The 24,741-nt window shown below is 76.9% G+C and carries 21 protein-coding genes; 9 read left to right on the top strand and 12 right to left on the bottom strand.

The window, feature by feature from the left end; translation table 11 throughout:
• The 4 genes from J5O08_RS12395 to mtrA all read right to left on the bottom strand — a co-directional run.
• Positions 1 to 444, bottom strand: a 444-nt coding sequence (locus J5O08_RS12395) for a ComF family protein (RefSeq protein ID WP_374225976.1), incomplete at its 3' end; no start/stop codon positions are given.
• A 144-nt stretch (positions 445 to 588) separates the two neighbouring features.
• Positions 589 to 2,343, bottom strand: coding sequence for an LpqB family beta-propeller domain-containing protein (locus J5O08_RS12400; RefSeq protein WP_218707185.1), 1,755 nt, complete (start codon positions 2,341 to 2,343; stop codon positions 589 to 591).
• Positions 2,340 to 4,163 (bottom strand): MtrAB system histidine kinase MtrB, encoded by a 1,824-nt coding sequence (gene mtrB, locus J5O08_RS12405; protein WP_218707218.1) that lies wholly within the window; start codon positions 4,161 to 4,163, stop codon positions 2,340 to 2,342. Before mtrB ends, J5O08_RS12400 begins: the two co-directional genes overlap by 4 nt.
• Before the next feature lie 86 nt (positions 4,164 to 4,249).
• Positions 4,250 to 4,933, bottom strand: a complete 684-nt coding sequence (gene mtrA, locus J5O08_RS12410) for an MtrAB system response regulator MtrA (protein ID WP_217615566.1) — start codon at positions 4,931 to 4,933, stop codon at positions 4,250 to 4,252.
• A gap of 167 nt (positions 4,934 to 5,100) precedes the next feature.
• Between mtrA and J5O08_RS12415 the strand changes: the two genes are divergently transcribed.
• The 7 genes from J5O08_RS12415 (at position 5,101) to J5O08_RS12445 (ending at position 13,269) form a co-directional block, all read left to right on the top strand.
• Positions 5,101 to 6,489 carry a glycerophosphoryl diester phosphodiesterase membrane domain-containing protein gene (locus tag J5O08_RS12415; protein WP_218707186.1) on the top strand — a complete coding sequence of 463 codons (1,389 nt, stop codon included), beginning with the start codon at positions 5,101 to 5,103 and terminating at the stop codon, positions 6,487 to 6,489.
• A complete protein-coding gene (locus J5O08_RS12420) occupies positions 6,486 to 7,124 on the top strand; it encodes a DUF4129 domain-containing protein (RefSeq protein ID WP_218707187.1) in 639 nt (212 codons plus the stop codon). The genes J5O08_RS12415 and J5O08_RS12420 overlap by 4 nt, the downstream gene beginning before the upstream one ends.
• On the top strand, positions 7,121 to 8,380 hold the full coding sequence (locus J5O08_RS12425) for a DUF4350 domain-containing protein (protein WP_218707188.1): 1,260 nt from the start codon (positions 7,121 to 7,123) through the stop codon (positions 8,378 to 8,380). The genes J5O08_RS12420 and J5O08_RS12425 overlap by 4 nt, the downstream gene beginning before the upstream one ends.
• 218 nt (positions 8,381 to 8,598) lie before the next feature.
• Positions 8,599 to 9,540: a MoxR family ATPase gene (locus tag J5O08_RS12430; RefSeq protein WP_218707219.1), complete on the top strand. Its 942-nt coding sequence runs from the start codon at positions 8,599 to 8,601 to the stop codon at positions 9,538 to 9,540.
• Between the two features lie 10 nt (positions 9,541 to 9,550).
• Positions 9,551 to 10,843, top strand: a complete 1,293-nt coding sequence (locus J5O08_RS12435) for a DUF58 domain-containing protein (RefSeq protein WP_218707189.1) — start codon at positions 9,551 to 9,553, stop codon at positions 10,841 to 10,843.
• Between the two features lie 103 nt (positions 10,844 to 10,946).
• Positions 10,947 to 12,152, top strand: a complete 1,206-nt coding sequence (locus tag J5O08_RS12440; protein WP_308281596.1) for a winged helix DNA-binding domain-containing protein — start codon at positions 10,947 to 10,949, stop codon at positions 12,150 to 12,152.
• Between the two features lie 130 nt (positions 12,153 to 12,282).
• On the top strand, positions 12,283 to 13,269 hold the full coding sequence (locus J5O08_RS12445; protein ID WP_218707190.1) for a malate dehydrogenase: 987 nt from the start codon (positions 12,283 to 12,285) through the stop codon (positions 13,267 to 13,269).
• A 45-nt stretch (positions 13,270 to 13,314) separates the two neighbouring features.
• Here J5O08_RS12445 and J5O08_RS12450 read toward each other — a convergent pair whose 3' ends face one another.
• A complete protein-coding gene (locus J5O08_RS12450; protein ID WP_147794044.1) occupies positions 13,315 to 15,201 on the bottom strand; it encodes an ABC transporter ATP-binding protein in 1,887 nt (628 codons plus the stop codon).
• Between the two features lie 71 nt (positions 15,202 to 15,272).
• Here J5O08_RS12450 and J5O08_RS12455 point away from each other — a divergent pair, with 71 nt between their 5' ends.
• On the top strand, positions 15,273 to 15,755 hold the full coding sequence (locus J5O08_RS12455) for a MarR family winged helix-turn-helix transcriptional regulator (RefSeq protein WP_218707191.1): 483 nt from the start codon (positions 15,273 to 15,275) through the stop codon (positions 15,753 to 15,755).
• 109 nt (positions 15,756 to 15,864) lie between these two features.
• Here the strand turns inward: J5O08_RS12455 and gdhA are convergent, their stop codons facing one another.
• Both gdhA and J5O08_RS12465 read right to left on the bottom strand, forming a co-directional pair.
• A complete protein-coding gene (gene gdhA, locus J5O08_RS12460; RefSeq protein WP_218707192.1) occupies positions 15,865 to 17,205 on the bottom strand; it encodes an NADP-specific glutamate dehydrogenase in 1,341 nt (446 codons plus the stop codon).
• Between the two features lie 93 nt (positions 17,206 to 17,298).
• Positions 17,299 to 18,123, bottom strand: a complete 825-nt coding sequence (locus tag J5O08_RS12465; RefSeq protein ID WP_147794047.1) for an RDD family protein — start codon at positions 18,121 to 18,123, stop codon at positions 17,299 to 17,301.
• A 72-nt stretch (positions 18,124 to 18,195) separates the two neighbouring features.
• Between J5O08_RS12465 and J5O08_RS12470 the strand changes: the two genes are divergently transcribed.
• Positions 18,196 to 19,185, top strand: a complete 990-nt coding sequence (locus tag J5O08_RS12470) for a stage II sporulation protein M (RefSeq protein ID WP_218707194.1) — start codon at positions 18,196 to 18,198, stop codon at positions 19,183 to 19,185.
• On the opposite strand, the gene J5O08_RS12475 is transcribed toward J5O08_RS12470, so the two are convergent.
• The 5 genes from J5O08_RS12475 to J5O08_RS12495 form a co-directional block, all read right to left on the bottom strand.
• Positions 19,161 to 19,919 (bottom strand): hypothetical protein, encoded by a 759-nt coding sequence (locus J5O08_RS12475; protein ID WP_218707195.1) that lies wholly within the window; start codon positions 19,917 to 19,919, stop codon positions 19,161 to 19,163. The genes J5O08_RS12470 and J5O08_RS12475 overlap by 25 nt on opposite strands.
• Before the next feature lie 74 nt (positions 19,920 to 19,993).
• Positions 19,994 to 21,226 carry an acyltransferase family protein gene (locus J5O08_RS12480; protein ID WP_218707196.1) on the bottom strand — a complete coding sequence of 411 codons (1,233 nt, stop codon included), beginning with the start codon at positions 21,224 to 21,226 and terminating at the stop codon, positions 19,994 to 19,996.
• Between the two features lie 278 nt (positions 21,227 to 21,504).
• The gene (locus tag J5O08_RS12485) at positions 21,505 to 22,122 is read right to left on the bottom strand and encodes a hypothetical protein (protein WP_218707197.1); all 618 of its coding nucleotides are present in this window, start codon (positions 22,120 to 22,122) and stop codon (positions 21,505 to 21,507) included.
• A 162-nt stretch (positions 22,123 to 22,284) separates the two neighbouring features.
• Complete coding sequence (locus J5O08_RS12490) at positions 22,285 to 22,950, bottom strand: response regulator transcription factor (protein ID WP_218707198.1); 666 nt, start codon at positions 22,948 to 22,950, stop codon at positions 22,285 to 22,287.
• A gap of 52 nt (positions 22,951 to 23,002) precedes the next feature.
• Positions 23,003 to 24,436, bottom strand: coding sequence for a sensor histidine kinase (locus J5O08_RS12495; RefSeq protein ID WP_255589737.1), 1,434 nt, complete (start codon positions 24,434 to 24,436; stop codon positions 23,003 to 23,005).
• Positions 24,437 to 24,741 lie beyond the last annotated feature (305 nt).

Raw genomic sequence — 24,741 nt, forward strand, 5'->3', positions numbered from 1 at the left:
CAGCGCCCCCACGAGGTCCTCGCCGCGGCGCGCCCGGCCCCGGGGCGACGCCGGCGCCGGCACGACCAGCAGCGGCACCGGCGCGCCGTCGGCCGACGCGCCCGCGAGCGCACGTCGCACCGCCGGGCCCGCCCGGCGCAGCACGGCCCCGAACCACGGCGTCACGTCCGCACGCCCCCGGTCCTTCCAGCCGACGACCGCCCGCCGCACGGCGCCGTCGTTCTCCGCGAGCGCCCACGCGGGCACGGTGGTGCCGTCCATCCGGTCCAGCCGCCCCGCCGCGTGCTCGCACCGCCGCGGCGGCCCGGCGAACGCGTGGAGGCACACGGGGCACAGCGGCCGGCCCGGGAGGCCGCACCCGGCGCACGTGACGGGGAGGACGAGGTCGAGGACCTCGCGGGCGGCGCGGGCGAGCGGGCCGCCCCGCGCGGTGGTGACGGGCACCCGACCACCCTCGCGCGGCGGTGCGGACGAGCGCGCCCCGCGTCCCCAGCGGCGGCACCGGCCGCGCGCGGACGGCGCCTGTGGTCGTCCCGGCGCCCGGGCACGACCCGGCTCCCCGCGGCCCGGACCGCCCGTCCAGCCCGCTCAGCCCGCGAAGGACGGGTCCCGCACGTCCGTCCCGACCGAGGCCCAGCTCGACCCCGCACGCGCGAACAGCTCGCCCTCGGCCGTCGCCAGGTACAGCGCGCTGTCGCCCTTCCCGCCGGCGATGTCCACCGCGTCCGCGAGCGCCGGGCGCGTCTGCACCTCCCCGGCGAGCGGGACCAGGTGGTAGACGGCGGTGGTGGTGCTGCCGGACCGCCCGAGCACGCCGAGCGTCGACTCGTCGACCCAGACCACCCGCGTCGCGTCGGTGAGCGTCACGCCCGTGCGCGAGGCCTCGCCGAGCACCTGGGGCGTCCCGGAGTCGTCGCGCACCACCGAGGCCACGTCGACCCGCACGCCGTCGGACCCGGACGACACCACGGCCACGCGGGTCGCGTCCCGCGCGACGCGCACGGACCGCACCGTGCGGTCCTGCAGCCACTCGGCGGCGACGTCGACGACGGTGCCGCGGTCGTCGACGGCCAGCAGCTGCCCGCTCTGGGCGGGCGACGCGGTCCAGACCCAGCCGAGGCGGTCCACCGACGGCGCCACCAGCGCGGAGGCCTCCAGCAGCTGGACGGACGCGGCGGCGGTCGTCGGGACGGTCACGAGCCGGTCCGGACCCGAGAGCATGACCCGGAGGTCGCCCGTCCCGTCGCGGGCGGGGTCGCGCGCGTCCAGCCCGGCGAGCGGGGCGACGCCCTCGACCGGCTCGAGCTCGCCCGCGGACATCTGCACGAGCGTGCCGTCCTGCAGCGCCTCGAGCGCCCCGCCCCAGTCCTGGCCGCGCTCGAGCTCCGCCGCCTCGGTGTCCATCGCCACGCCGCCCGCGCTCACCTCCACGGTGCGCACCCGCGCGATCCGCAGGGACGCCTCCAGCTGCGCCTGCATCCGGGCGCGCTCCTCCGGCTCGGTGGGGAGGCCGCCCGCGCCGAGGCTCACCGTCGCGACGCCGTCCGCGTCCACGGACACGGCGTCCGGCTGCAGCACCGCGCCCTCGGGCACCGCGCTCCGCGCGGCGTCGCGGAGCCACCCGGACGGACCGGCGATGATCGCGCGGACGATCGACGTCGCCAGGTTGCGCACCGGGAACCACCGCGTCTCCGGCACGAGGAACTGCTCGTCCTGGGACAGGAAGTACAGGGTGGCGGACCGGTAGATCGCCTCGAAGTTCGGCTCGGACAGCACGACGCCGTCCTCCAGGCCGGAGATGCGCCACTGCCCCTCGCTGTCCTGCACGAGGTCGAAGGTCAGCGACTCCTTGGCGTCCGGCCCGGCCTGGGCGTACCGGCCGTCGGCGTCCACCCGCGCGGCGACCCGCACGTCGACCTGCACCTGGGACTCGCCGACCAGCTCGATGTCGGGGCTCGACGCGGTCGCGTACACGACCACGCGGTCGCGCGGGCTCCACGACCGCCGGGTCTCGCCGGACAGGTACTCGCGGGCGTTGCGGAAGTCGTCGGTCGCGTCGGCGGACGCGGACGCGCGGCTGAAGCCCGCGGCGCTCGCGCCGAGGAACCCCCGCACGATGTCCTCGGGAGCGCCGTCCTGGGGCGGCGGGTCGCCCAGCGGCTCGACGACGCCCTGGTCGGAGACCCCCTCGACGCCGACGCCGACGGGTCCCGACGTCGGGATGCCGACGCACGCGGACAGCGCGGCCAGCACGACGGCGAGCAGGGCGGCGGCACCCGCGCGGCGCGGGGCGGGGCGAGGCCGGGCGCCGGACCCGGCACGGCGCGAGGACGGCGCGGTCATCGGGTCTCCCCCGGTCGGTCGGGGCCGCCGCGGCGGGCGGGCTCGGGGTCGTGGGGCGTCCCGGCGTGCGGCTGCGCGCCGTCCGGGTCCGGCGTCGCGTCCGGCGCACCGGGTGCCCCGTCCGCCGCGGCCCGCTCCTGCTCGCGCCGGCGCGCCACCGCGCGCTGCGCCTCCCGCGCGCGCTCGACCACGTCGAACGACCCGGTGGTCGGCGGCAGGTCGGGCAGCGCCGCGGGGTCCGGGCGGTCGACGTCCCGCTCCCGGGCGACCGGGCGGTCGGGCTCCGCCGGCGGCTCGAGCGGCAGCGGCGACGACTCCAGCGTGATCCCGGCGCGCCGGGGCAGCGTGAGCCGGAAGCACGCCCCCTGCCGGGGCCGGCCCCACGCCTCCAGCCAGCCGCCGTGCAGGTGCGCGTCCTCCAGCGAGATCGCGAGGCCGAGGCCCGTGCCGCCGGTCGTCCGCGCACGGGCCGGGTCGGCCCGCCAGAACCGGTCGAACACGTGCGCCGCCTCGTCCCGGGTCATGCCGACGCCGCGGTCGCGGACGGTCACGGCGACCGCGCGGTCGTCCGCGCCGACGGTGACCTCGACGTCGCTGCCCTCGGCGTGCTCGATCGCGTTGACCAGCAGGTTCCGCAGCACCCGCTCGACGCGCCGCGGGTCGACGTCGGCGAGGCACGGCCCCTCGGGCTGCGTCACCGAGAGCCAGGAGCCCTTCGCGCCGGCGAGCGGCACGGCCTGGTCGACCGCGGCGCCGACGACGTCGCGCAGGTCCCGGGCCTCGGCGTCCAGCACGGCGGCGCCCGCGTCGAACCGGCTGATCTCCAGCAGGTCGCCCAGCAGGTCCTCGAACCGGTCGAGCTGCTGCTGCAGCAGCTCCGCGGACCGGCGGACCACCGGGTCGAAGTCGTCCCGGGACTCGTAGATCATCTCGCCGGCCATGCGCACGGTGGTCAGCGGCGTGCGCAGCTCGTGGGACACGTCGGAGACGAACCGGCGCTGCATGGCCGACAGGTGCTCCATGCGGTCGATCTGGTCCTGGAGGCTCTCGGCCATCTCGTTGAACGACCGGCCCAGGCGCGCCATCTCGTCCTCGCCGCGCACCGGCATCCGCTCGGTGAGGCTGCCGTCGGCGATCCGCTCCGCGACGTGCGCGGCCTGCCGGACCGGGCGGACGACCTGCCGCGTCACCAGCCAGGTCATCGACACCAGCAGCGCGACGAGCGCGACGGCGCCGATGCCGAGGACGCTCTGCAGGAACTCCAGGCGGTCCTGCTCGGCCTGCAGGGAGTACAGGAAGTACAGCTCGTAGGACCCGGCGGCGGGGACCGTGACCACCTGGCCGACCATCACCCCCGGCTCGACCCGGCCGGTGTCCGTCGACGTCGCCGGCCACGCGACCGACTCCCAGCGCTGCCCCTCACCCTCCGCGGTCGCGGTGCGCAGCGGCTCCGAGACCAGGCCGACGAGGCTCGAGTCGGTGGACTGGCCGGTGACCAGGATCGGCTGCTGCTGTCCGCGGGTGCGCAGCAGGAACACCTCCCGCTCGCCCGAGCCGCCGGAGCGCAGCGCGCGCACCATGTCGTTCACCAGGAGCTGGGCCTCGGGCGCGGTGGTCGCCGTCGACGCGTCGAACGTCTCCTGCGCCTGGGCGGCGCTGCGCGCGGACTCGGCGAGCACCTGGTCCACACGCTGGGTGAACAGGCCGTCCCGCACGCTGACGGACAGGTAGCCGCCGAGCACCGCGAGCGCGAGCAGCCCGACCACCAGGGTGAGCGTGAGGACCCGCGCCTGCAGCGAGCCGCGCCAGGCGCGGACCATCCGGCGCGCGCGGGCCCCGGCCCGCACGGTGGCGAGCCGCCACGCGCGCGCCGCCCGCCCGGCGACGCCGCCGCGGGGGGAACCGGTCACGGGGGCGTCGCGCCCGCCTTGTAGCCGACGCCGCGCACGGTCACGACGATCTCGGGGCGCTCGGGGTCGGCCTCGATCTTGGACCGCAGCCGCTGGACGTGGACGTTCACCAGCCGGGTGTCGGCGGCGTGGCGGTAGCCCCACACGCGCTCGAGCAGCACCTCGCGCGTGAACACCTGCCACGGTTTGCGGGCGAGCGCGACCAGCAGGTCGAACTCCAGCGGCGTCAGCGAGATCGGCGCGCCGTCGCGCGTGACGCGGTGGCCGGTGACGTCGATCGACAGGTCGCCGATGCGCAGGTGCTCGGGGGCGGGCTCGTCGCTGCGGCGCAGCCGCGCCCGCACGCGGGCGATCAGCTCCTTGGGCTTGAACGGCTTGGCGATGTAGTCGTCGGCGCCGGACTCCAGCCCGAGGACCACGTCGACCGTGTCGGCCTTGGCGGTCAGCATGACGATCGGCACGCCCGACTCCGCCCGGATGAGCCGGCACACCTCGGTGCCGTCCTTGCCCGGGAGCATGAGGTCGAGCAGCACGAGGTCCGGCTGCGTCGACCGGAAGGCCTCCAGTGCCTCGTCCCCGTCCGCGCAGAAGACCGGCTCGAACCCCTCCGAGCGCAGGACGATGCCGATCATCTCGGACAGGGCGGTGTCGTCGTCGACCACGAGAACGCGTCCCTTCATCTGCCCATGATCGCATCACGGCGGCCCGCACCGGGGGACCACCCGCGCGCGACCTCCGGACGGAGCAGCGGCCCGGACCCGGACCTGACGTGGCACGATGGCCGTCAGCAGCGCCCGGCGCCCCCGACGGGGGTCCCGGCGCACCCCGCCGCGACCCGAGGAGCACGATGAGCACGCCTCACGACGAGGGCCGCCCCGAGGACGCACCGCGGCAGGGCGAGGACCAGCGCCCGGCGCCCCGGTACGGGCAGTACGCCCCCGCGGGGTGGCAGCCGCCGACGGATCCCGCCGCGGGCGGGCGGCCCGCCAACCCCTGGGGCGACGCGGGCACCCGGCCGGGTGGCGGCCGTCCGGGTGACGCCGCCGGGCAGCCGGGCGGCGGTCCGGACGCGCCGACCCCGCCCGGGTACGGGCAGCAGCCGGGGTACGGGCAGCAGCCCGGCTACCCGAGCACGCCGGGGCAGGCGCCCGCGCCGGGGTACGGCCAGCAGGGCTACGGCCAGCAGGGCTACGGCCAGCAGCCCGGCTACCCCGCCGCGCCGGGCTACGGCCAGCAGCCCGGCCCGGCCCCCTACGGCTGGGGCGCGACGCCCTACCAGCCGGCGGCCGCGCAGCCCGGGATCATCCCGCTGCGCCCGCTGAGCATCTGGGAGATCTTCGACGGCGCGTTCCGCGCGATCCGGCACAACCCCGCGACCATGTTCGGCCTCACCGCCGTGGTCGTCGCGGTCGCCACCGCGGTCGGCGCGCTGATCCAGTGGTACCTGGCGGGCATCTTCGCCGGCGCGGTCAACGACCTGTTCACGAGCAGCGCGGGCCTCACACCGGCCGACACCGAGCTGCTCGGCGACAGCTTCGGCACCTCGCTCGCGAGCGTCGCCGGCATCCCGCTCACCGCGCTCGCCACCACGATCCTCACCGGCCTGCTCATCCTGTCGGTCAGCCGCTCGGTCATCGGCCAGCGGATCTCGGCGCGCGACGTCGTGCGCGGCCAGGGCAAGCGGATCTTCTGGGTGATCGGGTTCGGCCTGCTGCTCGGCCTCGCGACCTCGGTCGCGGTGGCCGCGCTGGTCGGCCTGGTCGTCCTCGTGGGCTCGACCAGCGACAGCGTGGGGCTCACCGTGCTGGTCGGCCTGCTGGCCGCGGCCGTCGCCGTGGTCGGCGGCTTCTGGGTGACCATCCGCACGCTGCTCGCCCCCGCCGCGATCATGCTCGAGGGCGGCGGCTTCTGGGCGTCCGTGGCGCGCGCGTGGCGGCTGACCCGCGGGTCGTTCTGGCGGCTGCTCGGCCTGTACCTGCTGGTGTCGATCCTCGTCGGGATCATCTCGCAGATCGTCGTCGTGCCGGTGACGCTGATCTCCCAGCTCGTGCTCAACGACCCGCTGATGACCAGCGGCCCGTCCATCGCGCTCACCGCGATCGGCACCGCGATCGCGACCACGATCACCACGGTCTTCATGGCCGGCGTCGTCGCGCTCGCCTACATCGACGTCCGGATGCGCCGCGAGGGCCTGGACGTCGAGCTGGCCCGGGCCGCGGAGGGCGCCGGCCGGTGACCGTGCCCGTCGTCCCGGACGCCGAGCAGGCGCGCCGCTGGCTCGAGCAGGAGCTCGCCGACCCGGTCTACCACCAGCAGCCGAGCCTGCTGCAGCGGTTCCTGGACTGGCTCGGCCGCCTGTTCGAGGGCGCCGACGGCCTGCCGATCGGCAACGTCGGCACGCTCCTGGCGATCCTCGCCGGGCTCGCCGTGCTCGTGACCGTGGCGTTCCTCGTCACGGGTCCGGTGCGCCGCAGCCGCCGGGTCGCGGGGGCGCGGGGGGTGCTCGACGCCGACGACCGGCGCACCGCCGCCGAGCTCCGGACCGCCGCCGACGCGGCCGCCGCGCGCGGGGACTGGGCGGGGGCGGTCGCCGACCGGTTCCGGGCCGTGGTGCGGTCGCTCGAGGAGCGCGCCGTGCTGGAGGAGCAGCCGGGGCGCACCGCGCACGAGGCCGTCGAGGCCGCGGGGCTGCGGCTGCCCGCCCACGCGGTGGACCTGCGCGCCGCCGGGCGCCTGTTCGACGACGTGGTCTACGGCGAGCGCACCCCGCGGGCCGAGGACGACGCCACGCTGCGCGAGCTGGACGCCCGCGTCGCGGCGACCCGCCCGACCCTGCCCGCCGGGCTCGCCGGCGCGGGGGTGGACGCGTGACCGCCCCGGCGACGACCCGCGCACCGGGCGCACCGGGCGCACCGGCCGGGCCGGACCGGGCCGACGGCGTCGTCCTCGGCGACGGCACCACCGCCCGCACCCGCGCGGGCGCCCGCTGGCGCCGGGTGCGCTGGCTCGTGGTCGTCGCGGTCGTGCTCGGCATCGGGGTGCTCGCCGCGCTGCTGCCCGCCCCCACCCGGTCCGCCACCGCCCTCGCGCCGGACAACCCGCGGGAGAACGGCGCGATGGCGCTCGCCGAGGTGCTGCGCGACCAGGGCGTGGGGATCACCTACGTGCGTTCCGCGGGTGCGGCGGTCTCCGCCGCGGAGGCCGGCCGCACGCTGCTGGTCACGTCCGACTGGCTGCTGTCCGGCGACCAGATCACGGCCCTCGCCGGCACCGCCGCGGACCTCGTGCTGCTCGACCCGTCGTACCTCGTCGACCGGACCGTCCCGGGCCTGACCACCGGCTGGTCGGGCGGCGTCCAGCCCTCGCCCGTCGCCGCCTCCTGCGACGACCCGGACGCCGCGGCCGCCGGGACGATCTCCGCGACCGGCGCCGGCGTCACCCCGCTCGGCGAGGCCGCCCCGGCGGGCGCCACCCTCTGCTTCCCCGTGCCCGACAGCTCCCCGCAGGCCTTCCTCTACGCGACGTCCGAGGCGGACGGCCGCCGGGTCACGGTCCTCGGCGACGCCGGCCTGATCACCAACGCCCGGGTCGCGGACGAGGGCAACGCCGCGCTCGCGCTGCGCGCGCTCGGCCGGAACGCCGAGCTCGTCTGGTACGTGCCGTCCGCCGGCGACCTCGGCGCCGACGAGGCGAGCAGCGGCCCCGGCCTCGGCGACCTGCTTCCGCCGGTCGCCCGGGTGCTGCTCCTGCAGGCCCTGGTGGTCGTCCTCGTGATCGCGCTGTGGCGCGGGCGCCGGCTCGGCCGGGTCGTCGCCGAGCGGCTCCCGGTCGTCGTCCGCCCCGCCGAGACCACCCGCGGGCGGGCGCGCCTCTACCGGACCTCCCGGTCGTACGGGCACGCCGCCGCCTCGCTGCGGGCCGGCACCGCCGCCCGGCTCGCCCGCCGGCTCGGCGTCCCGCGGTCCGCCGCGGCGCCCGACGTCGTCACCGCGGTCGCACGGGCCGCGCGCCGGGACGAGGCCGACGTCCGCGACCTGCTGTACGGACCACCCCCCACGTCAGACGCGGGCCTGGAGCACCTGGCCCGCCGGCTCGACCAGCTCGAGAGCGAGGTTCACCCCACGTGACCGACCACCCCGCCCCGAACCCGTGGCCGCAGGGCGGCACGCCCGCCGGGTACCCCGCGCCGGAGCCGACCGGGCAGCAGCCCGCCGGGCAGCAGCAGCCCTGGCAGGCGCAGCAGCCCGAGGCGCAGCAGCCCGCGTGGGGGCAGCAGCCCGCGCCCGCCGCCCCGCCCGCTCCCCCGGCCCCCGCGGCGCCCGCCGTCCCCGAGCCGTCCCCCGAGCTGCGCGAGGCGCTCGGCGCCGTCCGGGCCGAGGTCGGCCGCGCGGTCGTCGGCCAGGACGCCGCCGTCACGGGCCTGGTGATCGCGCTGCTCTGCCGCGGGCACGTGCTGCTCGAGGGCGTGCCCGGCGTCGCGAAGACGCTGCTGGTCCGCACCCTGTCGACGGCCCTCGACCTCGACACCAAGCGGGTGCAGTTCACGCCGGACCTCATGCCCGGCGACGTCACCGGCTCCCTGGTCTACGACGCGCGGACCGCCGAGTTCTCGTTCCGCGAGGGCCCGGTGTTCACCAACCTCATGCTCGCCGACGAGATCAACCGCACGCCGCCCAAGACCCAGGCGTCGCTGCTCGAGGCCATGGAGGAGCGCCAGGTCTCGGTCGACGGCACCCCGCGGCCGCTGCCGTCCCCGTTCGTCGTCATCGCCACCCAGAACCCCGTCGAGTACGAGGGCACCTACCCGCTGCCCGAGGCGCAGCTCGACCGGTTCCTGCTCAAGCTGACGCTCCCGCTGCCCGAGCGGCACGAGGAGATCGAGGTCCTCGCCCGGCACGCGGCGGGCTTCGACCCGCGCGACCTGGTCAAGGCGGGCGTGCGGCCCGTCGCCGGGAAGGACGTGCTGGAGCGCGCCCGCGAGGAGGTCGCCCGGGTCCAGGTCGCGCCCGAGGTGCTCGGCTACGTCGTGGACGTGGTCCGCGGCACCCGGCAGTCGCCGTCGCTGTCCCTCGGCGTCTCGCCCCGTGGTGCGACCGCGCTGCTCGCGACGGCCCGCGCGTGGGCCTGGCTGCAGGGCCGGTCGTACGTGACCCCGGACGACGTGAAGGCGCTGGCGCACCCGACGCTGCGGCACCGCGTGCAGCTGCGCGCGGAGGCCGAGCTCGAGGGCGTGACGGCGGAGTCGGTGCTCGACACCGTGCTCGCGTCCGTGCCGGTCCCCCGCTGAGGCCCGCGGCGTGGCGATCACCTGGCGCGCGGTCGCGCTGACCGCGGTCGGCGCGCTGCCGGTGCTGCTCTGGCCCGTGCCCGGCACGGTGCTGGCCTGGTCGGTGCTGGTGATGCTGCTGTGCGTGCTCGACGTCGCCCTGGCGGCGTCCCCGCGCGCCGTGGCGATCCGCCGCGAGGTCACCGGCGCGGTCCGGCTGCACGAGCCGGCCCGGTCCCGGCTCACCCTGACGCACACCGGCGCCCGGCGGCTGCGCGCCCTGGTCCGGGACGCGTGGCCGCCCTCGGCCGGCGCCGACCACAACCGGCACCGGGTCGACCTGCCGCCCGGGGAGTCGCGCCGCGTCGACACCGGCCTGCGCCCGAGCCGGCGCGGCGACCTGCGCGCCGACCGGGTCACCATCCGGTCGGCCGGCCCGCTCGGGCTCGCGGCCCGGCAGGCGTCGATCGCGGTGCCCGGCACGCAGCGGGTGCTGCCGGAGTTCGCGTCCCGCCGGCACCTCCCCAGCCGGCTCGCCCGGCTCCGCGAGATGGACGGGCGCGCCGCGGTGCAGGTCCGCGGGCAGGGCACCGAGTTCGACTCGCTCCGCGAGTACGTGATCGGCGACGACGTGCGGTCCATCGACTGGCGCGCGAGCGCCCGGCGCAACGACGTCGTGGTGCGCACCTGGCGCCCCGAGCGCGACCGCCGGGTGCTGATCGTGCTCGACACCTCGCGCACCAGCGCCGCGCGCACCGGCGAGGAGCCGCGCCTGGAGCCGTCCGTCGAGGCGGCGCTGCTGCTCGCCGCGCTGGCCTCGCGGGCGGGCGACCGGGTCGAGCTCCTCGCGTACGACCGGACGGTGCGCGCCCGGGTGGCCGGCGCCTCGGGTCCCCGGCTGATGCCCGCGATCGCGGACGCGCTGGCCGACGTCGAGCCGTCGCTGGTCGAGGCCGACTGGCCCGGCGTCGTCGCGCAGGTGCAGGAGCGGCTGTCCCAGCGGGCGCTGGTCGTGCTGCTGTCCGCCCTCGAGCCCGCGGCCGTCGAGAACGGGCTGCTCCGCGTCGTCGACCAGCTCGCGTCCCGGCACCAGGTCGTGCTCGCGTCGGTGCGGGACCCCGAGGTCGAGCGGCTGCGCATCGCGCGGGAGGACGTCGCGGCCCTGTTCGACGCCGCGGCGGCCGAGCGGACCGAGCTGGAGCGGATGGCGGTCGCGCAGCGGCTGCGGAGCCACGGCGTGGAGGTGGTCGACGCGCTGCCCGACGACCTGGCCCCGCGCCTCGCCGACGCGTACCTCGCGCTGAAGGCCGCGGGCCGGCTGTAGGACCTGGACTGGAGCGTTCTGCCCGAAACGCCGCGGCGTGTCGGGCAGAACGCTCCAGTCGCGTCCATCCGACGTGTCGGAGTGCGCGCGTAGCCTCGGCACCGTGACGGGCGACGGGGACCTCGCGGGCGGCGGCACGATCACCACGCGCGGGCTCGGCCGAGCCCTGCTCGCGCGGCAGCACCTGCTGGACCGCACCGACGCCCCGGCGGTCGACGTGGTGCGGCACCTGGTGGCCCTGCAGTCGCAGAACCCGTCGTCGGCCTACCTGGCGCTGCACGCGCGGGTCGCCGGCCTCGCGCACGCCGACCTGGCCGACGCGCTGACCGACCGCCGGGTCGCCCGCCTGGCGCTGCTGCGCGACACGGTGCACCTCGTGACCGCCGACGACGCGCTGGCGCTGTGGCCACTGCTCGCGCCCACGCTGCGGCGGCACCTCACCGCCAACGTCTCGGCGGCCCCGACGCTGCGGCAGGTCGACCTGGACGACCTGCGCACCGCCGCGCTCGACGCCCTGTCCGACGGGCCGCTCACCGCGCGGGACCTCGGGGCGCGGCTGGCGGCGACCTGGCCGGGCCTCGACCCCGGGTCGCTCGCGCAGGGCGCGCGCGGGCTGCTGCCGCTGGTGCAGGTCACCCCGCGCGGGGTGTGGGGCCGCAGCATGCCGACGACCTGGACGACCGCGTGGGCGTGGTTCGGCGTCGACGGGCCGGCCGCCGACCTCGGGGACGAGGAGCGCGACGCCGCCCTCGCCGCCCTGGTCCGGCGCTACCTCGGCGCCTACGGGCCCGCGACCGCCGCCGACGTGCGGCGGTGGTCGGGCCTGACCGGGCTGGGACCGGCGGTCGACCGGCTGCGGCCGGAGGTCGTCGAGCTCGTGCACGTCGACCCGCCCTCGGGCCGGCCGAGGGTCCTGCTCGACCTGCCCGACGCCCCGCGCCCGCCCGAGGACGTCCCGGCCCCCGTCCGGCTGCTCCCGGACTTCGAGAACCTGCTGCTGAGCCACGAGGACCGCAGCCGGGTGATCCCGCCCGAGATCCGGCCCGCGCTGGCGAGCCGCAACGGGATGCCGCCGGGGACCGTGCTGCTCGACGGGCTGGTGGCCGGCTCCTGGGCCGTGCGGCGCGAGCGCCTCCCCCGCACGGCCGGGGCGCCGCGGGCCCGCCGGGAGCGCGCGACGCTGACCGTCACCCCGCTGCGGCGGTGGACCGCGGCGGAGCGCCGGGCGGTGCTGCCGGAGGCCGAGCGCCTCGTGCGGTTCGTCGCCGTCGACGCCGCCGAGCACGCGGTGGCGGTCGCGGCGCCCTGACGCGGCCCGCGACACGGCGGTACCGCCCTTGAACTGCGCGGGGACCCCGCCTACCGTCGACCGGACCGTCGCCGCCGACGCTCCTGGCGCCGACGCCCTGACCCCGTCGTCGACCCACCAGGAGACCTCCGTGGCCCGTCCCGCCGTCACGCTCACGCTGTCCGGCGCCGCCGGCCAGATCGGCTACTCGCTGATGTTCCGGGTCGCGAGCGGGGAGCTGCTCGGCCCGGACACGCCGGTGCGGGTGCGGATGCTCGAGCGGCCGGAGGCGCTGCACGCCGCGCACGGCGTGGCGCTGGAGCTGCAGGACGTCGCCTCGCCCCTGCTGGTCGACGTGGACGTCACCGCCGACCCGCGCGCCGCGTTCGACGGGGCGGACATCGCGGTCCTGGTCGGCGCGCAGCCGCGGACCGCGGGCATGGAGCGGGCCGACCTGCTCGAGGCCAACGCCGGCATCTTCCGCGCGCAGGGCGCGGCGATCAACGACGTCGCCGCGGACGGCATCCGGGTGCTGGTGATCGGCAACCCCGCGAACACCAACGCGATGATCGCCGCGGCGCACGCGCCGGACGTGCCGCGCGACCGGTTCACCGCCCTGACCCGGCTGGACCACAACCGCGCGCTCGCCCAGCTCGCGCTGCGCACCGGCGTGAACCCCCGGGATATCACCCGGGTCACCGTGTGGGGCAACCACTCGCGCACCCAGTACCCCGACCTGCGGCACGCGCTCGTCGCCGGGCGTCCCGCGCTGGAGGTCGTCGACCGGGAGTGGGCCGAGGGCGCGTTCATCGACACCGTCGCCCAGCGCGGGGCCGCGATCATCGCCGCCCGCGGCGGCTCGTCGGTCGCGTCGACCGTGAGCGCGATCATCGACCACGGCCACCTGCGCCGCGGCGGCACCCCGGCGGGCGACTGGACGTCGGCCGGCCGGGTGTCGGACGGGTCCTACGGGGTGCCCGAGGGGCTGGTCTGCTCGTTCCCGGTCACCGCCGCCGACGGGGTGTGGCGGATCGTGCCCGACCTGGAGATCGACGCGTTCTCGCGCGCGCGGATCGACGCGTCGGTGGCGGAGCTCGCCGAGGAGCGGGACGCTGTGCGGCACCTCGGCCTGATCTGACGCGCGGGACCGGCCGGGGCGCAGCACCCGGCCGGTCGTACGCCCTCAGCGCGCCGTCGCGTACTGCGTCTCGTACAGCTCGGCGTACAGCCCGCCCGCCGCCAGCAGCTCGGCGTGCGTGCCCTGCTCGGCGACCCGCCCGCCGTCGAGCACGACGATCGAGTCCGCCTCGCGAATCGTCGACAGCCGGTGCGCGATCACGAGCGCCGTCCGCCCGACGAGCGCCTCTGCGAGCGCCCGCTGCACCGCGGCCTCGGACTCGGAGTCCAGGTGCGCGGTCGCCTCGTCGAGCACCACGACCGGCGGCGCCTTGAGCAGCAGCCGGGCGATGGCCAGCCGCTGCCGCTCGCCGCCGCTGAGCCGGTAGCCCCGGTCCCCCACCACGGTGTCGACGCCGTCCGGCAGCCGGGACACCAGGTCCCAGATCTGCGCCCGCCGGAGCGCCTGCTCCAGCTCGGCGTCGGTCGCACCGGGCCGGGCGTACAGCAGGTTCGCGCGGATGGTGTCGTGGAACAGGTGCGCGTCCTGGGACACGATGCCGATGGCGTCCCGCAGGCTCTCCTGGGTGACCTCGCGGACGTCCTGGCCCGCGACGCGGACGGTGCCGGACGTGACGTCGTACAGCCGCGCGACCAGCGCGGAGATCGTCGTCTTGCCCGCGCCGGACGGCCCGACCAGCGCGACCAGGTGGCCGTGCGGGACCGTGAACGAGACGTGCTCGAGCGTCGTGCCCGGCACCTCGGTCTGCAGCCGGGCGACGGACTCCAGCGACGCCAGCGACACCTCGGAGGCGGCCGGGTACCGGAACGACACGTCGTCCAGCTCGACGCTCGCGGTGCTCGCGACGTCGGCGGGCAGCGGCCGCGCGTCGGGCGCGTCCGCCACGGTCGGCTTCAGGTCGAGCACCTCGATGACCCGCTCGAACGAGACCAGCGTCGTCATGACGTCGACCTGGACGTTCGACAGCGACGTGATCGGGCCGTACAGCCGGGTCAGGTACGAGGTGAGCGCGACGACCACGCCGACCGTCAGCGAGCCCTGGATCGCGAGCACGCCGCCCAGCCCGTAGACGATCGCGACGGCGACCGCGGCGATCAGCGTGAGCCCGATCCGGAACACCGCGGCGTACATCGCGGACGTGATGCCGATGTCCCGCACCCGGGCGGCGCGGGAGGCGAACTCCGCGGTCTCGTCCTCGGGGCGGCCGTACAGCTTGACCAGCTGCGCACCGGCGACGTTGAACCGCTCGGTCATCGTCTGGCCCATCGCGGCGTTGAGCGTGTACGACTCCTGCGTCACGCCCGCGAGTCGGCGGCCCATCGCGCGGACCGGCAGCACGAACGCGGGCAGCAGCACCAGGGAGAGCAGGGTGATCTGCCAGGACAGCGACAGCATCGCGGCGATGACCAGCACGACGGTCAGCACGTTGGACACGACGTTCGACAGCGTCGAGGTGAACGCCTGCTGCGCGCCGAGCACGTCGCCGTTGAGCCGCTGCACGAGCGCGCCGGTCTGCGTGCGGGAGAAGAACGCCAGCGGCATCCGCTGCACGTGGTCGAACACCTGCGTGCGCAGGTCGAGGATCAGGCCCTCGCCGATCCGCGCGGAGAACCAGCGGGACGCGAGCGTCAGCCCGGCCGAGACGACCGCGAGCAGCGCCACGACGCCGGCGAGCCCGAGCACCAGCCCGGTACGGCCCTGCGCGATGCCGTGGTCGATGATCTGCCGGAACAGCAGCGGGGTGACCGCGCCGATCGCGGCGTCGAGCGCGACGACGACGAGGAACACGGTGAGCAGCCCGCGGTAGGGGCGGGCGAAGGCGAGGATGCGCCGCAGCACGTCGCGGGTGATGCGACGCCGGGCGACGGACGGGTCGAGGCGGAACGACCGGTACATCGCCGGTCCACCGCCCCCTCCTCCGTGCATGGACATGGGGCCTCCAGGGGGACGATTCCGATAGAGAGGGTACCTCTCTATGTGCGGAACTCGCTATCGTGGGTCGCATGACGCCCGTCACCCCGGCCCCCGCGCACCGCCACCCCGCCCCGGGCAACCCTGGCGACGAGCTGTTCTGGCTGCTCCGCCGGGCCCTGCACACCATGCGGCGCGACGTCCGGGAGCGCGTGGACCTCACGCCGTCCCGGCACCGGCTGCTGCGGGTCGTGGCGCGCGAGGAGCCGCAGCGGCAGACCGCGCTCGCCGCAGCGCTCGACGTGGTGCCGCGGTCGATCACCTCGCTGGTCGACGACCTGGAGCGCGCCGGCCTCGTCGAGCGGCGGCCGGACCCGACCGACCGCCGCGCGACCCTCGTGGCCGTGACGGACGAGGGCCGCGCGGTGCTGGCGGAGGCGGACGCCGAGCGGCGCCGGCACGCGGAGGAGCTGCTGGCGCGCCTCGCACCGGCCGAGCAGGACGACCTGCTCCGCCTCCTGCACCGCCTGGTGGACGACCCGGCGGGCGCCCCCGCGGAGTGCGCCCGGGACTGACCGGCCCGCGCTCCGCTGCTCGCCGAGATAGGACCTGCGCGCCGAGATAGGACCCAGGACGGTCCTACCTCGGCGGAACGGTCCTACCTCGGCGCGCGCGGCGCGGGCGTCAGACGACGCCGAGCGCCAGCATCGCGTCGGCGACCTTGAGGAAGCCCGCCACGTTGGCGCCCAGGACGTAGTCGCCCGGGGCTCCGTACTCGTCCGCCGTCGCGGCGCAGCGGTCGTGGATGTCCCGCATGATCGTCGCGAGCCGCTGCTCGGTGTACTCAAACGACCAGGAGTCGCGGCTCGCGTTCTGCTGCATCTCCAACGCCGACGTCGCCACGCCGCCCGCGTTCGCCGCCTTGCCCGGGCCGAACAGCACCCCGGCCTCGCGCAGCACCGCGACCGCGTCGGGCGTCGTGGGCATGTTCGCGCCCTCGGCGACGGCCACCAGCCCCGAGCCGACCAGCGCGCGGGCGTCGTCGCCGTCGAGCTCGTTCTGCGTCGCGCACGGCAGCGCCACCGTCGCGCCGACCTCCCAGACCCGCCGGCCGGGCACGTACCGCGCGGACCCGCCGCGCCGCTCCGCGTAGTCCGCCAGCGAGCCGCGCTCGACCGTCTTCACCTGCTGCAGCAGCGCCAGGTCGAGGCCCTGGTCGTCGACGACGTAGCCCCGCGAGTCCGAGCAGGCGACGACGTCGGCGCCGAGCTGCTGCGCCTTCTCGACCGCGTACAGCGCCACGTTCCCCGAGCCGGACACGACCACGCGCTGGCCGTCCAGCGACCGGTTGGCGGCGCGGAGCATCTCCTGCGCGAACAGCACGGCGCCGTACCCGGTGGCCTCGGTGCGGACGAGCGAGCCGCCCCAGGTCACGCCCTTGCCCGTGAGCACGCCCGACTCGTACCGGCCGGTCATCCGCTTGTACTGGCCGAACAGGTAGCCGATCTCCCGGCCGCCGACGCCGATGTCGCCCGCGGGCACGTCCACGTACTCGCCGATGTGCCGGGCCAGCTCCGTCATGAACGACTGGCAGAACCGCATGACCTCGCCGTCCGAGCGGCCGCGCGGGTCGAAGTCCGAGCCGCCCTTGCCGCCGCCGATCGGCATGCCGGTGAGCGAGTTCTTGAAGATCTGCTCGAACCCGAGGAACTTCACGATGCCGAGGTTCACCGACGGGTGGAACCGCAGGCCGCCCTTCGACGGGCCGAGCGTGGTGCTGAACTGCACCCGGAACCCGCGGTTGATCTGCACGCGTCCGGCGTCGTCGACCCACGGCACCCGGAACACGATCTGCCGCTCGGGCTCGCAGAGCCGCTCCAGCACGGCCGCGTCGACGTACCGGGGGTGCCGCTCCAGCACGGGCCCCAGGCTGCCGAACACCTCCCGCACCGCCTGGTGGAACTCGGGCTCCCCCGGGTTCCGCGCCAGCACCTGGTCGAGCACCGCTCCCAGCTGGTCCTGCACGTGCCTCACCTCGTCGTGTCCGCGCCGGCTGCTCCCGGCGCCGTCACCGTACGAGGGGTACCGGGGCCGCCGCCGGGGCGTCCACGACGTGGTTCAGCGGGTGGGGTCCGGCACGCCGTGCGGCAGCCGGTGCAGCGTCACGGCCTCGGTCGCCGAGCGCTGGGCCGCGCGCGTGGCGGCGTCGTACTCGCGGTCCCGCCGGGTCGCGAGCACCGCGGCGAGGAACGCCTCCGGGTGGGTCCCGGCCGGCGGCCCGGGGGCGACGTACCGGGCGACCTCGCCGGCCAGCTGCTGGCCGAGCGCGTACCGCGAGCCGGGGTGCAGCCGGGGCGCGCGCCCGAGGAACTGGCGGACAGACAGCGCGAGGCCGTCGGGGAGCCGGGCCACGTCGGCCTGCTGCGCCCAGGGCGCGAGGAACGGCGGCATGACGACGACCGCCCGGTTCTCGGTGCGGCCGCGCACCCGGACGGCGTACGTGCCGGCCAGGATGTCGCCGAGCCGCTTGCCCTGGGGGTTGACCAGCGAGGTGATGAGCGCGACCGACCCCAGGGTCAGCCAGAGCTCCAGGATGCCGACCAGAGCCCGGACGAACGCCTGGCGGAACCGGATCGGGCCGCCGTCGTCGCGCACCACCCGGATGCCGACGGCGAGCTTGCCGAGCGACCGGCCCCGGGTCAGCGTGTCGACCGTCGTCGGGATGACGACCAGGACGGTGACCATCACCACGACGAACGTGATCTGCAGGACGTCCTGGCTCGGCGCGACGACCACGAACCTGGTGAGCACCCAGGCCACGGCGATCGCCACCACGCCGAGCGCGATCAGGTCGATCACCGCGCCGGCGAGCCGGCTGGCGAACGACGTCGGCCGCGCGTCCAGCAGCACGCCCTCGCCGATGACGATGCCCTCGTCCTGCACGCCCCACCTCCGCCGACGTCCCGCCCCAGGTCACCCGGTCGGGACCGGGCCTCGTGTGGCAGGGTATCGGGCGTGGACCTGGACGCCTTCTCCGCCGTGCGCGAGCCCTCCTGGGCGCGCCTGGACGAGCTGTCCCGGCGGCGGGGCCTCGACGGCGCCGAGGCGGACGAGCTCGTCCGGCTCTACCAGGCCGCCGCGACCGACCTGTCGACCATCCGGTCCTCGGCGCCCGACCCGGACGCGGTCGCCCGGCTGTCCCAGCTGCTGGCCCGCGCGCGGTCCCGGATCGCGGGGACGCACGAGCCCGCCTGGCGGGACGTCCGCCGGTTCGTCGTGCTGTCGCTGCCGGCCGCGCTGTACCGGCTGCGCTGGTGGACGGTCGGCGTCATGCTCGCGTGCGTCGCCGTCGCGACCGTCGCCGGCTGGTGGGTGGCGACGAACCCCGACGCGCTCGCCGCGATGGGCACCCCGAGCGAGCGGCAGCAGTACGTGGACGAGGCGTTCGCGTCCTACTACGACCCCGGCGCCGGGTTCGCCGCCGTGGTGTGGACGAACAACGCGTGGGTCGCCGCGCTCTGCGTGGCGCTCGGCATCTCCGGGGTCGGCACGCTGTACGTGCTCGCGAACAACGCGGTGAACGTCGGCGCGACCGGCGGCATGATGGCCGCGCACGACAGCCTGGGCATCTTCTTCCAGCTCATCACGCCGCACGGCCTGCTCGAGCTGACCTCGATCTTCGTCGCCGGCGCCGCGGGGCTGCGGCTGTTCTGGGCGTGGGTCGACCCGCAGGGGCGGCCGCGGGCGCGGGCTCTGGCCGAGGAGGGGCGGGCGCTCATCACCGTGGTGATCGGGCTGGCCGGGGCGCTGCTGCTGTCCGGCGTCGTCGAGGGCTTCGTGACCGGCTCGACGCTGCCGTGGTGGCTGAAGATCGTCATCGGCGCGATCGCGCTCGCCGCGTTCTGGACCTACACGATCGTGCTCGGCCGCCGGGCGGTGGCCGAGGGCGAGACCGGCGACCTCGAGGAGGACGCCGCCGGCTACGCGGTCGCGATCGCGGCCTGAGCCCGAGCGCCGTCGCGCCGAGCACCGGACCGCAGCGCGCCGAGCCAGAGCGACGCCGCCCCGAGCGGCGTGCGCGCCACCTCCGTGAACCCGAGCGCGCGGAGGTCCGCCATCTGGGCGGGGTCGACGGTCACCGCCAGCACGTCCCGGCCCTGGGCCGCCTGCTCGGCCGCGACGGGCGCCAGGAGGTCGGCGAGCAGCGCCTCCCGCTCCCCCGCGTCCGCGCGGCCGTCGTCGGCCAGCAGGACGAGCACGCGCTCCGCGCCCGACTCCCGGACGAGGGCGAGCGTGCGGGCGGTGGCCTCGGCGATCGCCCGCGTCGGCGCGCGGGCCGGCTCGGGGTGCGGGTCGAGCCGGACGCCGAGCTCGCGGGTGACGACGCGCTGGAGGTCGGCGCCGAGGCGGTCCGCGTCGGGCGGGAGCCAGACCGCGACGGCGGCGACCTCGGGGTGGGCGCCGTCGTCCGCGTCGGCGAGCCACACCTCGCCGTGCTCCATCGCGCCGAGGCTCAGCATGAGCCGGGTCGCCGGCCCCGCCTGCTCCGGGTCCGGCCCGGGGTCGGGCTCGCCGTCGCCGTCGAGGTCGACGAACGGCCGGTGCGCGGCGATCATCCGGGCGAGCGGGTTGACGTCGAGCAGGCCCGCGCGCCGGACGCGCCAGGGCCGGCGCGTGCCGCCGTCCTCGACGGGAGCGGGCAGGGCGGTGGTCCGTCGTCGGATCGGCTCGTGCAGCACGCGTCCAGCCCAGCACCCGGACCTGGGAGCCGGCTGGGAGCGGGCGCGGACGCTTCCCCCGCGATGTGACGACCTCACGCCCGCGCGCGCCCCGGCAGGAGCCGCTCCGCCGCGCGGCTCGCCACGACCAGCCCCGCGAGGACCGCCGCCGCCGCGCCGAGGTACGACACCCGGGTCGCCCACCAGTCCCACGTCCACGGCTCCGGCAGCACCTCGCCGACCCCGAGCAGGACGACGCCCGACACCGCGAACATCGCCGTCAGGTGCCACAGGTACAGCCCCATCGACCGCGCCCCGGCCCAGCGCACCAGCCGCGACCCGGCGGCCCACCGGGCGACGGCGTCCCGGGCGAGCAGCGCCGCCGCGACCTGCGCCACCGCGAAGCCCACGACCGGGGCGGTCGGCGGGGCGAGGTTGGAGAGCGCGTCGCCGGGCATCCCGATCAGCGACCGCGGGTACGGGCCGACGGCCAGGAGCAGCACCGTGGCCGCGAAGCCGCCGAGCGCGAGCAGCGTCAGCGCGGTGCGCTCCGGGACGAGGTCGCGAGCGGCGACGTCCTCCGGCGCGGCGAGCCGGCGGGCGGCGTAGACCAGACCGCCCAGGTACGGCACCGCCCAGACCAGCAGCACGTTCGGCGCCCCGGGCAGCCCGACCTCGTCGGAGAACCGCAGCAGGTCGACGACCACGGGGAGCGCCGCCGCGACGACCAGCACCCGGGCGGCGCCCCACCGACGCAGGGCCCGCAGCAGCAGGGGCGTCAGCGCGAGCAGCCCGATCTGCACGCCGAGGAACCACAGCGGCTGCGGCACGATCCGGGCGACCCGGTCGACGGCAGCGGTGGGGACGCCGAGCCACGGCAGCGCCGCGACGAGCAGCGCCCACACCCCGACGAACACCGCCACCGGCCGCGCCATGCGCAGCAGCCGGACGCCCGCGAACCGCCAGCCGGGCTCGCCGGGGTGCCGGTCGAGGTCGTAGCGGGCCGCGGCCCCGGCGGCGAAGAACAGCAGCGGCAAGGGCTGCAGCCAGGTCAGCAGCCACGCGCCGCCGTGCGCGAGGGCGTTGCCGACGACCAGCGACTCGCCGTCCCAGGTGGCCTCGACCATCAGCCAGTGCAGCGCCACGACGAGCAGGATGCCGACGGCGCGGACGCCGTCGACGAACGGGTCGCGACGGGGCCGTGCGGCCGCCGCAGGGGCCCCGACCGCGGGGGCGGGGGCGCCGCGGACCGGGCGGGTGGGTGCGGGACCGGCGGAGAGCGCGAGGGTGTTCGCCTCGCGGGACGGTGCAGGCAGGACGGTCGACATGGCGGCGCTCCCGAGGGGACCGCGCGGCCTCCCGCGCGGGTGCCCGGCGATCGGGCACGGCACCAGCCTGTCGAACGGAACCGCAGGTCAGAACGGGTGCGACCCCCGTCCTGCGCGGCGGTCAACCCGACGTCGGACGGGGGCTGTCCCCCGGCTCCGGCACCGCGCCGGCGTGCCGTCGCATGCCCGCGAGCACCAACGAGCCGGCGACCAGCGCCGCGCCGAGCACGGTGCGACCGGTCGTCCCCGCCGAGCGTGGTCGCGCCGCGGTCGGCGGGCTAGCGGTCGCCCGCCGAGGGGGTCGGGCGGTCCTGCTCGGGGGCCGGCGCCGGCCCGGGTTCGGCCGACGGAGCCGGGTACCCGTCCTGGTGGGTCGCGGGCGCACCCGGTGTCGACGGGTGGGCGGCCTGCTGGGGCGCAGGCGCGCCGGGCGTCGGGCCGTACCCGCCGGCCTCGGGTGCGGTGCCGTACCCGCCCGGCGCGGGGTGGCCGCCCGCCGGAGCGCCGTACCCACCGCCTGCCGGAGCGCCGTACCCACCGCCCGCCGGAGCGCCGTACCCGCCCGGGACGGGGGCGGGCGCGGGGGCGCCGTACCCGCCCGCCGCCGGGTAGCCGCCGTACGGCTGCCCCGGCGCGCCGCCGTACGGCTGCCCCGACGGAGCCGGCCGCGGCGCCGACGGCCCGCGCTGGAGCGCACCCACCACGAACGCCCCGCCGATCATCGTCGCGCCGACCACCGTCAACGCGCTGCCCACGGTCTGCGCGAACCCGTACAGCCAGGAGGCCCGGTACAGCAGCTCGATGAACAGCGCCTGCCCGATCCAGCCCCCGATGATCCCGACGACGACGAGCACGACGCCCGTCCAGAGCAGCTGCGGTGCGGTGAGCTTCGGCATGGCGGGGTCCCTCCGTCGGCTGGCGCGGGCGCGCCCGACCGACGCTAGCGCGAGGTCGTGGTTTCCGTCCGCGGGAGGGGGCGCGGAACCGACGACCTCGGGCGCAACCACCGACCTCGGGCGGGGACGCGCGCCCGGAGCGCCGGGGCAGGAGCCGCCGGGTCAGGCCTCCAGGTTGAGGTAGCGGAGGACCGCCAGGACGCGGCGGTGGTCGCCGGCGTCGGGGGCGAGGTCGAGCTTGCCGAAGATGGCCGTCACGTGCTTCTCGACCGCGCCGTACGTGAGGACGAGCGCGTCGGCGATCGCCCCGTTCGACCGGCCCTGCGCCATCAGCTCCAGCACCTCGGACTCCCGCGGGGTCAGCCGCGTGATGCCCGGGTCGACGCGCGCGGCGCCCATGAGCTGCGTGACCACCTCGGGGTCGAGCACGGTGCGCCCGGCGGCGATCCGCTCCAGCGCGTCGAGGAAGTCGGACACGTCGGCGACCCGGTCCTTGAGCAGGTAGCCGACCCCGCGGGCGTCGCCGCCGAACAGCTGCGCGGCGTACCGGGTCTCGACGTACTGCGAGAACAGCAGCACGCCGAGGCCCGCGTGGGTCTCGCGCAGGGTCAGCGCGGCGCGCAGCCCCTCGTCGGTGAACCCGGGCGGCATCCGCACGTCGACCACGGCGATGTCCGGCAGCGCGTCGGCGGCCGCGAGCGCGGCGACCTCCTCGACGAGCGCGTCCCCGTCGCCGACCGCCGCGACCACCTCGTGGTCGCGGCGGGCGAGCAGCGCCGCGAGCCCGTCGCGGAGGATCACCGAGTCCTCGGCGATCACGACCCGCACGGGGCACCCCCCGCCGGGGTGCGGACGTGCGGCGGGCGGGGAACCGGTCGGCTCATCGAGCGCTCAGCGGCAGGTGCACGGTCACCACCGTAGGGCCTCCGACCGGGCTGTCGACGTCGAGCTCGCCGTCGACCGTCGCCACCCGGTCGGCCAGGCCGGCCAGGCCCGAGCCGCCGGACGCCCCGGGCAGCCCGAGGCGAGCCCCGCCCCGGCCGTCGTCGCGCACCCGCAGCCACAGCGCGCCGCCGTCGGCCTCGACCCGGACGTAGGCCCCGGTGGCGCCCGAGTGCCGGACGACGTTCGTGAGCAGCTCGGCGACCGCGAAGTACGCGATCGTCTCGACCTCGGGCGCGGGCCGGGCGGCGGCCAGGTCGACGTCGACGGTCACCGGCACCGGGCTCCGCGCGGCCAGCGTCTCCAGCGCCACCGCCAGCCCGTTGTCGAGCGCCGGCGGGTGGATGCCCCGGGCGATCTCGCGCAGCTCCGTGAGCGTGTCCTTGAGCGCGCCGTGCGCCTCGTCGAGCAGCCCGAGCGTGGCCGGGTCGGCGCCGGGCTCGTGCGCGAGCCGGTCCCGGGCGTCGCCGATCTGCATGGCGACCGCCACCAGCCGGGCCTGCGTGCCGTCGTGCAGGTCCCGCTCGATGCGGCGGAGCCGGGTGTCGGCGTCGGTCACGGCGGTGCCACGGGTCTGCTCGAGGTGGGCGACGCGCAGGCTGGACGCGGTCGGGCCGAGCAGGCTGGTGCTGAGCAGCCGGAACAGGTGCGCGAACCCGAGCGTCAGCCGGTGCCAGGCGAGGAAGGCCAGCAGGCCGACGGCGATCAGGATCCACTGCCGCGGCGGGGTGTCGATGAAGTAGTCGGTGCCGAACGACGCCCCGCGGTGCAGCGTGCCGTCGGACGCCTCCTGCAGCGGCAGCCACCGGTACCAGAACCAGTGCGTGGTGCCGCCGAGCGCGACGGCGAGGAACGTCGTCGGCACCACGAACCCGACGATCGCGAGCGGCAGCGACAGCGCCCCGAACGCGACCCCACGCCAGCCGGGCGCGTCGCCCAGCAGCACCCCGAGCCGGCGCCAGAACCCGCGCCGCCGGCGACGCGGCATGGGCGCCGCGATCGAGGTGCCGAGCATCCCGCGCGCCATCCCCCGGTAGAGCGCCGCCCACATCCGACCACCGACGACCACCCAGCCCGCGACGAACAGGCCGACGACCGTGATCGCCACCGACGGGGGCAGCACGACCGCGACCACCGCGTACGCGAAGGCGAACGGCGCGATCAGCAGGGCGAGGAACAGGTAGCCGTACTCCCGCCAGGCCCGCCCCATCACCCCGGGCGCCCAGATCGCGCCGCGCGGCAGGTCGGCGGTGAGGTGCACCGGGACGGTCGCGACCGGCGCCCCGGGGGCGTACGCGGCGGGGTGCGGTCCGCCGGGGTGGGCCGCGGCCGGGCCGGCGGGTCCGGCGGGGGCCGGCTGGGTGGCGGACATGGCGTGCTCCTCGTGCGGGGCCGGTGCGCCGCGGTGGCGCCCCGGGTCGGTCGGACCCCACCATCGTCCCGTGCGGGGTGCGCCCGGCGGCACCCGGTGCGCCACCCACCCGTCCGGGGGACGTCCCCCGGGTCGGCACCCCTGGGTCCCCGACCGCCAGGTCACAAAGCGGTAACAATACAAGGAATGGTAAAGTTGCAGGTCAGACCGACTTTACCTAGGTAAAATCGTCCCACGACGCACCGTTTCGACACGTCCGCGCCTCGCGATCCGCGCCGAGATGGGGCACGGTGGATCCCGACCAG

The sequence above is a fragment of the Cellulomonas sp. PS-H5 genome (assembly GCF_019265565.1).
GTDB lineage: Bacteria > Actinomycetota > Actinomycetes > Actinomycetales > Cellulomonadaceae > Cellulomonas.